The organism is Nocardia gamkensis NBRC 108242 (assembly GCF_001612985.1).
GTDB classification, from domain to species: domain Bacteria; phylum Actinomycetota; class Actinomycetes; order Mycobacteriales; family Mycobacteriaceae; genus Nocardia; species Nocardia gamkensis.
Genome location: NZ_BDBM01000028.1, coordinates 78,632 through 92,231, shown reverse-complemented (window position 1 = coordinate 92,231; position 13,600 = coordinate 78,632). Strand labels below are relative to the sequence as shown.

The 13,600-nt window shown below is 68.1% G+C and carries 13 protein-coding genes; 8 read left to right on the top strand and 5 right to left on the bottom strand.

Annotated features, from left to right (window positions below; genetic code table 11):
- Positions 1 to 7: 7 nt before the first annotated feature.
- Positions 8 to 397, bottom strand: coding sequence for an RICIN domain-containing protein (locus NG1_RS21990; protein WP_168434201.1), 390 nt, complete (start codon positions 395 to 397; stop codon positions 8 to 10).
- A 331-nt stretch (positions 398 to 728) separates the two neighbouring features.
- On the opposite strand from NG1_RS21990, the gene NG1_RS21985 reads away from it, so the two are divergent.
- From NG1_RS21985 to NG1_RS21970, 4 genes are all read left to right on the top strand, one after another.
- Positions 729 to 1,085 carry a hypothetical protein gene (locus NG1_RS21985; protein WP_062973631.1) on the top strand — a complete coding sequence of 119 codons (357 nt, stop codon included), beginning with the start codon at positions 729 to 731 and terminating at the stop codon, positions 1,083 to 1,085.
- Between the two features lie 23 nt (positions 1,086 to 1,108).
- Positions 1,109 to 2,149 carry an NAD(P)-dependent alcohol dehydrogenase gene (locus NG1_RS21980; RefSeq protein WP_062973629.1) on the top strand — a complete coding sequence of 347 codons (1,041 nt, stop codon included), beginning with the start codon at positions 1,109 to 1,111 and terminating at the stop codon, positions 2,147 to 2,149.
- Between the two features lie 99 nt (positions 2,150 to 2,248).
- Complete coding sequence (locus NG1_RS21975; protein ID WP_062973627.1) at positions 2,249 to 3,706, top strand: flavin-containing monooxygenase; 1,458 nt, start codon at positions 2,249 to 2,251, stop codon at positions 3,704 to 3,706.
- 50 nt (positions 3,707 to 3,756) lie between these two features.
- Positions 3,757 to 5,499, top strand: coding sequence for a GMC family oxidoreductase (locus NG1_RS21970; protein WP_062973625.1), 1,743 nt, complete (start codon positions 3,757 to 3,759; stop codon positions 5,497 to 5,499).
- 29 nt (positions 5,500 to 5,528) lie between these two features.
- Here NG1_RS21970 and NG1_RS21965 read toward each other — a convergent pair whose 3' ends face one another.
- Positions 5,529 to 6,191, bottom strand: a complete 663-nt coding sequence (locus tag NG1_RS21965; RefSeq protein WP_062973623.1) for a maleylpyruvate isomerase family mycothiol-dependent enzyme — start codon at positions 6,189 to 6,191, stop codon at positions 5,529 to 5,531.
- A 76-nt stretch (positions 6,192 to 6,267) separates the two neighbouring features.
- On the opposite strand from NG1_RS21965, the gene NG1_RS21960 reads away from it, so the two are divergent.
- Both NG1_RS21960 and NG1_RS21955 read left to right on the top strand, forming a co-directional pair.
- Positions 6,268 to 6,723, top strand: a complete 456-nt coding sequence (locus tag NG1_RS21960) for a MarR family winged helix-turn-helix transcriptional regulator (RefSeq protein ID WP_062973622.1) — start codon at positions 6,268 to 6,270, stop codon at positions 6,721 to 6,723.
- 24 nt (positions 6,724 to 6,747) lie between these two features.
- A complete protein-coding gene (locus NG1_RS21955; protein ID WP_062973620.1) occupies positions 6,748 to 7,230 on the top strand; it encodes a DUF7161 family protein in 483 nt (160 codons plus the stop codon).
- A gap of 31 nt (positions 7,231 to 7,261) precedes the next feature.
- Here NG1_RS21955 and NG1_RS38470 read toward each other — a convergent pair whose 3' ends face one another.
- Positions 7,262 to 8,512 (bottom strand): DUF1206 domain-containing protein, encoded by a 1,251-nt coding sequence (locus NG1_RS38470; protein ID WP_245659990.1) that lies wholly within the window; start codon positions 8,510 to 8,512, stop codon positions 7,262 to 7,264.
- Positions 8,513 to 8,696: 184 nt separating this feature from the next.
- Between NG1_RS38470 and NG1_RS21945 the strand changes: the two genes are divergently transcribed.
- Positions 8,697 to 10,229, top strand: coding sequence for an acyl-CoA synthetase (locus tag NG1_RS21945; protein ID WP_062973618.1), 1,533 nt, complete (start codon positions 8,697 to 8,699; stop codon positions 10,227 to 10,229).
- A 7-nt stretch (positions 10,230 to 10,236) separates the two neighbouring features.
- Here NG1_RS21945 and NG1_RS21940 read toward each other — a convergent pair whose 3' ends face one another.
- Positions 10,237 to 11,184: an alpha/beta fold hydrolase gene (locus NG1_RS21940; RefSeq protein WP_062973616.1), complete on the bottom strand. Its 948-nt coding sequence runs from the start codon at positions 11,182 to 11,184 to the stop codon at positions 10,237 to 10,239.
- Between the two features lie 112 nt (positions 11,185 to 11,296).
- Positions 11,297 to 12,181 (bottom strand): TetR-type transcription factor C-terminal domain-containing protein, encoded by an 885-nt coding sequence (locus NG1_RS21935; RefSeq protein WP_062973614.1) that lies wholly within the window; start codon positions 12,179 to 12,181, stop codon positions 11,297 to 11,299.
- A 158-nt stretch (positions 12,182 to 12,339) separates the two neighbouring features.
- On the opposite strand from NG1_RS21935, the gene NG1_RS21930 reads away from it, so the two are divergent.
- Positions 12,340 to 13,560 carry an acyl-CoA dehydrogenase family protein gene (locus NG1_RS21930; protein WP_062973612.1) on the top strand — a complete coding sequence of 407 codons (1,221 nt, stop codon included), beginning with the start codon at positions 12,340 to 12,342 and terminating at the stop codon, positions 13,558 to 13,560.
- Positions 13,561 to 13,600 lie beyond the last annotated feature (40 nt).

Below are 13,600 nucleotides of genomic sequence, written 5' to 3'. Positions count from 1 at the left end.
GCGCCGGTCATACTTTCCTGAATATCCACTTCTCCCGTTCGCTTTCTCGATTGACCAGCAACTGCGGTTGATCGTTCTGGATGACGCCGATGACGAATTCGTCGTCACTGGTGGCAATCGGGGATATCTCGGGGAACTCGGGCATATCCCAGCCACAATGCTCGTCGGCGCACAGCAACCGCCCATTCGCACGATTCGCCGCGAGGTGCCCGCCGGTTTTCTTGTTGACGATGTCGAAGTCGCCCTCTTCGGGATTGGCCGGGCACGTCCACAGTTGGGCCTCGTCGTCGGCGGCACGCTGTCGCATGGTCACACTGTCCGCGCTGCCGTCGACCGCGAGTGCTTGGCCGGTTTCATAGTTGATGATTTGATATGTGGTGGCAGTCTTCTCAGCCATGGTCTCGTCCTCACTGTGTGAGCGCACCGCTACCGAGCTCGGCACCGCCGGTGACGCTGCGCTGATCTCGTAGTCGTCGTCCGAGGCGAATCGCCGGGAGCAAGTACAGCAGAATCGGCGCCACGCCGGAGCGAATTGCATCAGCCGTGACCTGATCGCCGTCGTCCCCCGCCACTCGATCCGGAATCGCGCGCTATTTCATCCGAAAAAGGTGAGGGAAGCCCCCGTTGCGTATTCATATGCTGCGAAGCGGCGCGAGAAACACTGCCATCCATCGACGTTCGCGCCGATTTCTCGGACTCCGTGTGCACGATCCGAAGGGAGACGACCGATGACCGGAACCGGCATGGACGCCAAGCGAAAGACCGTACCTCTGTCATCGCTGAGCGAAGGGACGCCTGCCGAGCGAAGCTCGTCCGGCTGGTACAAGCTGTACAACGACACGGATATGCATGTCTCGATCTACCGGCAAGAATGGGACAAGCCCAAATCGCTGTTCATTCTCGCTCCCGGCCAGACCAGCTCGGAATACGAGGCCGGGCACGAGATCTACATCCTCTGGATAACGAACGTCGGCACCGAGTCGACGCCCATCACCTGGGACAGTTCCGGCGGGTTCAGCTGCGAGTACGTGCAGAGCGGCTACACGCAATCGAACCAAGTGAACAACGTGAGTTCCTTCCTGTAGGTGACGGCCACGGAGGTATCGCGATGAGGGCCCTGCAGTACCGGACCATCGGGTCCGCGCCCGAGCTGGTCACGGTGCCCGACCCGGAGCCCGGTCCCGGGCAGGTGCTGCTGAAGGTCTCGGCGGCGGGTGTGTGTCACTCCGATATCGCCGTGATGTCCTGGCCGGAGAGCGAGTTCCCCTACCGGTTGCCGCTGACGCTGGGCCACGAGGGCGCCGGAACGGTCGCCGCCCTCGGCGACGGGGTCACCGGCTTGGCGGTGGATGATTCGGTCGCCGTCTACGGTCCGTGGGGCTGCGGGATGTGCCCGCCGTGCGCGACCGGCAAGGAGAACTACTGTCTGCGCGCGGCCGCACTGGGCATCTTCCCGCCGGGGTTGGGCGCTCCGGGCGCCATCGCCGAGTACCTGCTCGTGGACGCCGCCCGCCATCTGGAGCCGCTCGACGGACTCGACCCCGTGCGGACGGTGCCGCTGACCGATGCCGGGTTGACGCCGTATCACGCCATCAAGCGGTCGCTGCCGAAACTCGTGCCGGGCTCCACGGCGGTGGTCATCGGCGCGGGCGGGCTGGGCCACGTCGCGATTCAACTGCTGCGGGTGATGAGCCCCGCCCGGGTGATCGCGATGGACGTGAGTGCGGACAAACTCGAGCTCGCGCGATCCGTCGGCGCCCATGAGGCGGTGGCCTCCGACGAGCGGGCCGCCGACCGGGTCCGGGAACTCACCGATGGCCGTGGCGCCACCGCGGTGTTCGACTTCGTCGGCGCCACGACGACGACGGCCACCGCCGCCGCGTGCGTCGCGATGGAAGGTGACGTGACGATCGTCGGCATCGCGGGCGGCACCGTCGCGGTCGGCTTCGGGGTGTTGCCGTTCGAGGTCAGCGTGACGGCGCCGTACTGGGGCAGTCGCGGTGAACTACGCGAAGTGCTCGACCTCGCCCGAGCGGGCGCGGTCGAGGTGCATGTCGAGACCTTCGCCATGGACGAGGCGCCGCTGGCCTACCAGCGGTTGCACGAGGGAAAGATCACCGGGCGCGCGGTGATCCTGCCCAACGGATGAGCCGAAGGGCGGGATCAGCCGCCGATGTGGCCGAAACTGTGGATTTTCTGACCTCAGGTGTTTGGCATAGGTCTTTGTCGAGGTCATAGCGTTGTCGCCATGAGCACACCTTCGATCGTCATCATCGGCACCGGATTCGGCGGGCTCGGCATGGCGATGGAACTGCAGCGTGCGGGCCTGCACGATTTCACGATCCTGGAGCGGGCCGAGGACGTCGGCGGCGTCTGGCGAGAGAACACCTACCCCGGCGCGGGCTGCGACATACCCTCGCCGCTGTATTCCTATTCCTACGCGCCGCGCATCGACTGGCCGAAGCGATTCTCCCAGCAGCCCGACATCCTCGCCTATCTGCGCGGCATCGCCCGCGATCACGACCTGCTGCCCAAGATCCGCTTCCGCAGCGAGGTCACCGAGGCCGAGTTCGACGACGCCACGGGCCGGTGGACCGTGCGCACCGCCGACGGCGCCCAGCTGACCTGCGACGTGCTGATCTCCGCGGTCGGGCAGCTCTCGCGGCCCGCCCTGCCGAACATTCCCGGTGTGGAGAGCTTTCGCGGCACGGCCTTCCATTCCGCCGAATGGGATCACGAGGCCGACCTGACCGGCAAGCGGGTGGCGGTGATCGGCACGGGCGCCAGCGCGGTGCAGTTCGTGCCCGCGATCGCGCCCTCGGTAGCGCATCTGACGCTGTTCCAGCGCTCGGCGGCGTGGATCATGCCGAAGCCGGACGTCGAGTACAAAGCGTGGCATCACCGCGCCTTCCGGCTGCTGCCGGTCACCCGCCTCACCGAGCGCTTCGCGTTCTGGCTGTTCTGCGAGTTCCTCTCCCTGGGCATCGTCGACGTTCCGGTCATCCGCAAGCTGGTGACGCGGATCGGCCTGCGGCATCTGCGACGTCAGGTGGCGGACCCGGGTCTTCGGGCCCGGCTGACCCCGGATTATCCGGCCGGCTGCAAGCGGGCGCTGTTCTCCAACGACTACCTGCCCGCGCTCATCCGGCCCAACGTGACGGTGGAGACCACCGCGATCACCGAGATCACCCCGGAGGGCGTGCGCACCGCCGACGGTGCGCTGCACGAGGTGGACGCCGTCATCTACGGCACCGGGTTCAAGGGCACCGAATTCCTCTGGCCCATGCGGATCTCGGGCCAGGGCGGGCGCAAGCTGGCCGACGAGTGGTCGCAGGGCGCTCGGGCGTATCAGGGCATCACGATGCCCGGCTATCCGAACTTGTTCCTGATCTACGGCCCGAACACCAACCTCGGTGTCGGCTCGATCGTCTACATGATCGAATCGCAGGCCCGCTACATCCGCCAGGCCGTCCAACGTGTCGCCGAACGCCCGGGCCACGTGCTCGAGGTGCGTCCCGAAGTCGAGGCCCGCTTCGATCGCCTGCTGCAGCAGCGTCTCGACCGCACGCCGTGGAACTTCTGCTCGAGCTGGTACCGCAACGCGGCCGGGCGGATCACCAACAACTGGCCGGGCACCGTCACCAGCTACCGCTGGCGCACTCGCAAGCTCGACGCCGCGGACTTCGAAACGAGGAAAGTCGCTTGACCCGGCCCACCTCTTCCGCGGCAACAACTTCGACAACTGGTGGAGATCAGATGACGTTCGACTACGACGTGGTGGTCGTCGGTTCCGGCTTCGGCGGCAGCGTGACCGCACTGCGACTGACCGAGAAGGGCTACCGGGTAGGCGTGCTCGAGGCGGGAAGGCGCTTCGCCGACGACGAGTTCGCCGAAACCTCGTGGGACGCGAAGAAGTACCTGTGGGCCCCGGGACTGGGTTGCTTCGGCATCCAGCGGCTGACGCTGCTGAAGGACACCTTCATCATGGCGGGCGCGGGGGTCGGCGGTGGCTCGCTGGTCTACGCGAACACGCTCTACGAGCCGCCGGACAAGTTCTATCAGGACCGCCAGTGGGCGCACATCACCGACTGGAAGGACGAACTCGCTCCGCACTACGACCAGGCCAAGCGGATGCTGGGCGTCACGGCCAACCCGGCGACAACGCCGTCGGACCGCGTGCTGGCCGAGATCGCCGAGGAGATGGGCGTCGGCTCGACCTACCGCAGCACGCCCGTCGGCGTCCTGTTCGGCGGCAACGGCGTGCGGCCCGGTCAGGATGTGCCCGACCCGTACTTCGGCGGCGTCGGCCCCGCCCGCAGCACCTGCACGCACTGCGGCGAATGCATGACCGGCTGCCGTCACAACGCCAAGAACACCTTGGTCAAGAACTACCTCTATCTCGCCGAGCAGGCCGGGGCGGCGGTACACGCGCTCACCACGGTGACCGATGTGCGTCCGCTGCCCGGCGGCGGCTACGAGATCGCCACTGTCCGCACCGGACGCTGGGTCCGTAAGGCGCGCCGCAAGTTCACCGCCGAGCAAGTCGTCTTCGCCGCAGCCGCCCTGGGCACTCAGAAACTGCTGCACCGGCTGCGCGACCGCGGTTCGCTGCCGGACATCTCTGCGCGCCTGGGCGAGCTCTCGCGCACCAATTCCGAGGAACTGCTCTCGGTGCGCAGCCGCCGCAAGGACTCCGACTTCACCAAAGGGGTGGCGATCACCTCCTCGATCCACCCGGACGACGACACCCATATCGAGCCGGTGCGCTACGGCAAGGGCAGCAACGCCATCGGCCTGATCGGCACCGCCATGATCGACCCGGACGGGCACACCCCGAAGCTGCGCCTGTGGGCGCGGACGATGCGCAAGCTCGGCCGCGACGCTCTGCACCTGCAGAACCCGCGCGGCTGGTCGGAACAGATGATCGGGCTGCTGGTGATGCAATCGGTCGACAACTCCATCACCACCTACACCAAACGCGGTCTATTCGGTCGCAAGATGACCACCAAACAGGGTGTGGGCGAACCGAATCCGACCTGGCTTCCGGCCGGGCACGAGGTGGCCCACCGGGTCGCCGACAAGATCGACGGCATCGCGGGCGCCGGCTGGAGCGCCCTGTTCGACATCCCGATGACCGGGCATTTCATCGGCGGCTGCGTCATCGGCGACTCCCCCGAAACCGGCGTGGTGGATCCGTACCATCGGATGCACGGATATCCGGGGCTGCACGTCATCGACGGCTCTACCATCTCGGCCAACCTCGGTGTGAACCCTTCGCTCACCATCACCGCGCAGGCCGAACGGGCCGCCGCCCTGTGGCCGAACAAGGGTGAGCCGGATGCCCGTCCGCAGCTCGGCGCGCCCTACCGGCGCATCGCCCCGGTGCCGCCGCGCAATCCGGTGGTCCCGGCCGATGCGCCTGCCGCGCTACGGCTGCCGATCGTCGAGATCAAAGGGTCGGTCCCCCGGTCCGAACCGGCCGGCGACCAACGCGGCTGAGCACCGGAATCGTGGCCGGGTGATCCGGGTCAGGCGCTGATGAGGCGTTCGGTCAACGGCGCCAGACCCGCGCCGGCCAGGTCGCGCAGCCGCGCGGTACGTCCTGTGACCGCCAACAGCAATGCCCTGACGGGACCGTGGACCTCGGGCCCGGCGCCGTACGACCAGTCGATATCGGTGGCGCGCAGGCTGATCCCGCGCAACCGCCGGCGATCGAAGACCGGCCGGCCGAGAGTGACCGCGTGGGCGATAGCCATAGCGGCGGCCGCCGGGGGAAGGTCGAGAGTACGTCCGAGCGGGATGGCGATGTCCTGGCCGTGGACCACGGTGTCCATCAGGACGTTGCGGTAGTTGGTCAGCACCGGCATGCGGCGTGCGCCCGCCTGGTCTCGTATGCCCGAAACCAGCTGATCCACGGGCACTTCCGCGTAACGCCTGGCGAGCGGATCGACCAGACGGTTGTAGTCGCCTCCGACGCGCAGACCGGTCGCGATCATGACGCCGACCGGCGGCGGGGACGGTGTCATCGCGAGGTGGGCGGCTACGTGCCGGACTCGCCGACCGGCGCAGAGCGAGGGATGGTCCCACTCCTTCGGAGACAGCTCGGCCAGCAGGCCCGCGATCGCGCGGCGCTGCTGCTCGACGACCTGCCAGCTGCTCTCACGGTCGAGGACTGTCGATCGGGCGGGCATGAGGGCACCTCCGATATAATTGGTCAGGCTATCTGACTAATATTGTCAGCCTCTCGTACCAACGTCAAGGAGTGGGATGGCGGAGGAGATCAACGTCGGCCTGTTGATGCAGATCGCATTTCGGGCGATGGAGCAACGGGTGCTGACAGCTCTGACCGACTCGGGATTCGGCGACATCACCGTCGCGCAGGCGAGAATAGTCGCCCAGATCGACGCCGCGGGCACCCGCCTTACCGAATTGGCCGAACGAGCGCAGATCACGAAACAGACCGCCGGCTTCCTCGTCGACCAGGTCGAACGTGCCGGTTATGTGAAGCGGGTCCCCGATCCGAGCGACCGCAGGGCCCGCCTCGTGTGCCTGACCGAACGCGGCGAGCAAGCGGCCGGTTTCGCCAATTCGGTGGCCGAACGCGTCGAGCAGGAATGGGCGGCGCATCTGGGCGCCCAGGGAATGCGGCAGCTGCGGCAAGCGCTGAATCGCCTGCGCGAGATCACCGACCCCTACCCCGCCGCCGCACGCACCGACCGGTAGCGATCAGAATCGGGAGCGATCATCATGAGCGAAGATCAGGGTGCTACGCCACTGCGCTACAACCAGACTGGCCTGCGCGGAAGGCTCGCCCGGTTGCTCGTCGAGGAGGCCACCGACGAGATCGATTGGCCTGCGGACCTTCCGTTCGGCACCGACACCGTGGTGATCATCGATGACCGGCCGAACCCCCATCACACCTTGCGCGTGCACCCGCCGGATGACCCCACGCGCGTCGCCTTGGTCGTGTACGACCAATTGGCGCTCTGCGACGACCGGCCACGCATGGATCCGCGACGAATCGAGCTCAATCGCAGACACAGCCGGGAGATGGGTTCGCTGTTCGCCCGGTTCCTCGACGCCCACCCCGATGTCGAATCCGAAGTGCACGCAGCACAAACGACTCCGGAGCAAGAGGACGCGTGGACTGCCTTCAGCGCTGAACTCTTCGCTCGGCAACAGGCCGAGCGGTCCGCCCTTGCCGCGAAGATCGAAGCCGAGCGGCGGTAAGCGACGACGACGCCGCCTACCTTCGCCCGATTCACACCGGAACCCCTCCGTAGGTCCGCCGGTACTTCGCTTGCAGGAACGACAGAACCCCGAACGCCATCAAGCCGACGGATACCAGGATGAGCAGCCAAGGACCGAGCGTACTGCCGGCGAAATCGTGCAGTACCGCATCGACGCCCTTGACGTTCGCCGGCTCGTAGTTCGCGGCCGCCACCACCGCGGCGAGCCCGATCCCCATGACGATCAAGCCCCGCGCCAGATAACCGAACCGGCCCAGCCAGATCACGCTTTCACGGGACGCCTGGGTCATCCAGCCCATCCGCAGGTCGTCGACGAAAGCCAGACGAAGCCCGCGCAGGGTGGTCAGGACGCCCAAGGCGAGGATGACCGAACCGATCAGCAGGACGACCACTTGCCCACCGTCCCAGGCCAGGATCCGGGCGGTCACGTCGCGTGCGACGGCCTCACCGGGCTGTGGCGTCCGGCCGTCCACGACGAACCGCAGGATGACGAAGAACGCTATGGCGTAGACCAGCCCGATGGCCAACGCGCGCAGGCGGAGTCCGCTCGGGCTCCCCGCGGGCGCGCCGGCAGCCTGCGCCAGCCGCCACGCGGCCAGGGCGGCGAATCCGAGGGCAAGGATCCACAGCAGCAGATAGCCCAACGGTTTATCGGCGAGCGCGGCGAGCGCCCCGCCCGCGGTCGGCTCATGTTGCGCGGTGCCGACCGCCAGCATGAAGGCGAGAATACCGATGACGATGTAAGCGATTCCGCGTGCGATGAAGCCGAATCGCGCGGCCCCCGCCAATCCCCCGGATCCCGCGTGCCTGCGCGGACCCCTGCTGTCGCGCCGCCATCGGCTGCCATACCGGCTGCGCCAGCCGCTTCCGTAACCGCTGCGCCACCGGCCGTACCCCCCGCTGCGGGTGCGGCGCCGTCGATATCTGTCAGCACTTCGGAACAAGCTCATGATTCTCACCTCTCCATGGACCGTATTGCCCACTTCGAGTGGAATAACCGGACGAACATCGTCGAAAAGCGTGAACCCGCTGCGCCGCTCAGGGCGCGGCGGCCACAGCAGGCCGATCACGAGCTGGTGCAGGGTCGGCTTCCGCAACGACTGGGGCACGCCGATGTCGCGGAACCAGCGGTCGGCGGTCATCGCGTCCGGCTCCGGCGACGGCTTCCACGCCGCGGCGCCGATCCACAGCCGAGTTCGCAGCGCAGCGGGGCGGTCCGGCCACGGGATCGGCGGCCAGGCCAGCCCGGCCAGTCGGCTCATCGCCTCTCCGGCCCGAAATCGATTGTGCCGAATAAACCAGAACCGCCGTTTACTTTCAGCTATCGTACGGTGGCAGAGCAACCGCTCTGCGGGACACCAGGGATGTCGGCGCGGCCGACGGTCCGGGGAGCCCGCGCAGGCCGGGCGGTCGGGCACCGACCGCTCCGTTCCACCGAGGAGCCGCATGTACCCCGGCGCACACGTCGACCGATTTCCTGAAAAACCGGCTGTTGTCCGCGCCGAGAGCGGTGAAGTGCTGACCTATCGGGAACTCGAGGAGAACTCGGTCCGGCTGGCCCGCCACCTGTACGACGCGGGGTTGCGCAAAGGTGATCATGTCGCGCTACTGTCCGGGAACGACCCGAAAGTCTACGAGGTCTACTGGGCGGCATTGCGAACGGGGCTTTACATCACCGCCGTCAACCGGCATCTGTCGCCGAGCGAGATCAGCTACATCGTCAACGACTGCGGAGCCAGGGCGCTGATCGTGTCGGCTGGTCTCGCCGGCGCCGCCGAGCAGATCGTGGCGCAGACCCCCTCGGTCGATATCCGCCTCGCCTTCGGCGGCCCGGTGCAGGGGTACAAGTCCTATGAGGACGCCCGGGCGGCGGCCTCGCCCGAACCCCTGCCGGACCAGCCGCGCGGCGCGGACATGCTCTATTCCTCGGGCACCACCGGACGGCCCAAGGGCATCAAGCAGCCCCTGCCGGACCGGCAGGTCGGCGATGCGCCCGGCGACACCTATACCGCGATCTTCGGCCCGCTCTATGGATTCGACACCGAGACGGTCTACCTCTCCCCCGCCCCGCTCTATCACGCCGCGCCGCTGCGCTTCGGTGGCGTGGTCCACGCGCTCGGCGGAACTTTGGTGATCATGGAGAAATTCGACGCCGAGCAGGCGCTGGCCGCAATCCAGCGCTACCGCGTGACGCACAGCCAGTGGGTGCCCACCATGTTCGTCCGGATGCTGAAGCTCGACGAGGCGGTCCGCGCCCGCTACGACGTGTCCAGCCTGCGGGTCGCCGTGCACGCGGCGGCACCGTGTCCGGTCGACGTGAAGCGGGCGATGATCGATTGGTGGGGCCCGATCCTGCACGAGTACTACGCCTCGACCGAGGCCAACGGCGCCACCTTCATCGACAGCGAGCAGTGGTTGCGCAAGCCGGGCTCGGTCGGCAGGGCCGGTCTGGGGGCGATCCGGGTGTGCGGCGACGACGGCGCGGAACTGCCCACCGGCGAGATCGGCACCGTCTATTTCGAACGCGACGAGATCCCCTTCGCCTATCACAACGACCCCGCCAAGACGGCGGAGGCGGTCCACCCCGAACACCCGACCTGGACCACCACCGGCGATATCGGCTACGTGGACGAGGAGGGCTATCTGTTCCTCACCGACCGCAAGGCCTTCATGATCATCTCCGGTGGCGTGAACATCTACCCGCAGGAGGTCGAGGACGCGCTCGCCCTGCACCCCCGGGTGCTCGACGTGGCGGTGATCGGCGTGCCCGACGAGGAGATGGGCGAATCGGTCAAGGCAGTCGTCCAACCGGCGCCGGGCGTCGAACCGGGCCAGGAACTCGCCGCGGAGCTGCGCGACTACCTGCGCGAGCGCATCGCCCACTACAAGGTGCCGAAGAGTTTCGACTTCGCCGACGACCTGCCCCGGACCCCCACGGGGAAGCTGGTCAAGGGCAAACTCCGCCAGCGGTACGTGTGAGTGTCGCTCAGGCGGCGTAGGTGAGGTCGGCGGCGCCGACCTCACCGGCCCGCGCCATCAGGCGTGCGACGGCCTCGGCCACCTGGCCGGGCTGCTCCAGGATCACGGAGTGACCCGCGCCATCGATCATCACGAAGTCCGAGTACTCGACGGCGGCGGCCATCGCGACGGAATGCGACGGCGGCGTCATCAGGTCGGCGGAGCCGCACAGCACCAACGTGGGGATCCGGGAGAGAACCGGGAGCGCGTCGGTTCGGTCATAGACCATGAAGTCGCTCAAGAAGCTCGCCATCGTGACGATCGGTGTCTCGTTGCGCATCGCGTTGGCCAGGGCGAGCACCCGGGAGCTCACCTCGCCATCACCGAATTCCGCGGTGCGGATGATCGGGGCGAAGAGCTTGCAGGCCGCGAGCTTCGCGTGGTGCATCAGGCGCGGGGCACGGCGGACGGCCGCCTGGAAGACGGAGACGACCGGGTTGCGCAGCAGCCGGCCGAAGCCCGCGTCGGCCAGCCCGTCGGCAGCGGTCGCGAGGAGCGCGACGCCGACGATGCGGGTGCCGATCTCGTGCGGGTTGCGGCGGGCGTAGGTCAGCGCGGTCATGCCGCCCATCGAGTGACCGACGAGGGCGACCGGTCCGGTGGGGGCCACGGCGTCGAGAACCACCCGCAGGTCGCGGCCGAGTTGCTCGAGGTTGTAGGTCTGCCGGGGCGCCGAGGCGGACTCGCCGTGACCGCGGTGGTCGTAGCAGACGACCCGCGCGCCGGGGTTCCTGCGCAGCAGGGCGTCGCGAACGTAGGTCCAGGACTCGGTGCGCAGGCAATGTCCGTGCAGCAACACGACGGTGAGGTCCGCGTCGCGCGGACCGTATTCGCGAACCGCGAGGGTCACGCCGTCTTCGGTCCGGACCGTGGCACGCCGCTCCGCCGCGGTGGGGATTGTGCTGGGGATCGACATGGGATGCTCCGGTTCGCCGGCGGTGACACGTCTTACTGTCCGCCGTTCCAGCCGCCGGCATCAGGCCCCCGAGTGGTGGTGTCCGGTCCCCGAGGGTGTGGTCTATCGCCACCTAGGTGAGGCGGGAGCGATGCGGCTGGTTCGCAGGATGGATCCCGAGCACGCCCAGGGCGAAATCGCCGTACCGTGCGGCCACTTCCTCCGGCGTCGCCGGGCCGGACTCGCGAAACCACTGCGGGATGGCGGTGCACATGGTGGCGATGGCTCGACCCGCCGCCCGGATATCGGGAGTGGCGATGCGGCCCTCGCCATGGGCCTCGGTGATCGCGTCATCCAGGATGGCCTGGATGTCACGGCGGGAACGGGCGATGCGCACGCGTTCGCCCGGAGACAGACTGCGCATCTCGCTGGCGCCGATGAACCCGAGGTCGCGGCGGTGGGTGTGGAACAAGGCCAAGGCTTCGACGATCAGGCGCACCCGGTGCACGCTGTCGCGGCCCTCCGCGCGGGCGGCGCGCACGCGCCAGTGCAGTTCGTCCATGGTCAGGTCGAGGATGCGCACAAGTAGCTCGTGCTTGTCGCGGTAGTGGTGGTAGAGGCCGGGAACGCTGGTGCCCGCCCGCCGGGCCAGGGCGCGCACGGTCGTGCCGTGATAGCCGATCTCGACGAACGAGACGAGGGCGGCGGCCAGCACCGGGTCGACGTCCAGCGGAGCGAAGTCACGCCAGCCGCCGTGTGCCCCCGGCTCGGTGTCGGTCCGGTCGTAGCTCGGCCGGGACACGGAGGCCATGTCACCGAGCAAATGCGTGACACGCACACCGAGCACGTCGGCCAACCGGGTCAGGCGTGCAATCGAGATTCCGGTCTTTCCCGTCTCCACGGCGCTGAGCGTCGCGGGACTCACCTCGAGCCTGCGGGCCACTTCGCGCAGCGACAAGCCGGCGGCGCGGCGCGCACTACGGATCGCCTCGTGCGGCGACGTTCCCTCATCTTCCATAGTGTTCAGAATAACTGAATCCGAAACTTCGACCATTCCCCCGCCGATAACCTGCGGCCGAGGCACTTTGACACGGATCGAACCCAGTGAGACAGTGTTCAGATGGAGCGATCGTTCGGTCCGATGACGAGGCTCCGGACGCCGAGGAGGAATGCGCGATGCCGATCGATCTGACCTATTCCGACGAAGTACGGGCGCTGACCGAACGCACCCGCGCGTTCGTGCGGGAGACGGTGCTGCCGATCGAGGACGAACACCACGGCGACATCACCGCCGCGGGTGGTGACGAGCTGCGCGTCACGCTGAACGAGCAGGCGCGCCGAGCAGGCGTCTTCGCGCCGCACGCGCCCGTCGAGTACGGCGGTCACGGGCTGTCGATGTCGGATCGCGCCCCGGTGTTCGAAGAGGCGGGCTACTCGCTGTTCGGTCCGACCGCGCTCAACATCGCGGCGCCGGACGAGGGCAATGTGCACATGCTCGCCCACATCGCCGACCCGGAGCAGAAGTCGCGCTACCTCGAGCCGCTCGCCCGCGGGGCGGTGCGCTCCGCCTTCGCGATGACGGAGCCCGCACCCGGCGCGGGCTCCGATCCAGCGGCGCTGGCCACCCGGGCCGTCCGCGCCGACGGCGGCTGGCGCATCGACGGTCACAAGTACTTCATCACCGGCGCGGACGGCGCGGGCTTCTTCATCGTGATGGCCCGCACCTCCGGCGAACCCGGCCAGCGCGGCGGGGCGACCATGTTCCTGGCCCCTGCCGACACCCCCGGCCTGCGTGTGGGCAGGCACATCACCACGCTCGACCGGGCCATGATCGGCGGCCATTGCGAGGTCTTCTTCGAGGACATGTTCGTTCCCGACGAAGCGGTACTGGGCGCTGTCGACCGCGGCTTCGAATACGCCCAGGTGCGGCTGGGTCCTGCCCGCATGACGCACGTGATGCGGTGGCTCGGCGCGGCTCGGCGCGGTCACGACATCGCCGTCGCGCGCGTCGCTCAGCGCGAAGGATTCGGTGCCCGCATCGGCGATCTCGGCCTGGCGCAGCAGATGATCGCCGACAACGAGATCGACATCGCCGCCACCCGTGCGCTGCTGGTGCGCGCCTGCTGGGAACTCGACGGCGGGGAGCACGCGGGCAACGCCACCTCGATAGCGAAGACGTTCGCCGCCGAGGCGATCTTCCGCATCGTCGACCGGAGCATCCAGTTGTGCGGCGGTCTCGGCGTCTCCGACGACCTGCCGCTGGCGCGCCTGTCCCGCGAGGTGCGGCCTTTCCGCATCTACGACGGGCCCTCCGAGGTGCACCGATGGGCTATCGCCAAGCGGGCGGTCGGTGCCGCCCGGCGGGCCGCGGCCGACGGGTCCGGCCCTTCGCACTGATCCGGTAAGCCGCCGGGCGAGGCTGTAAGTCCGCCCGTCG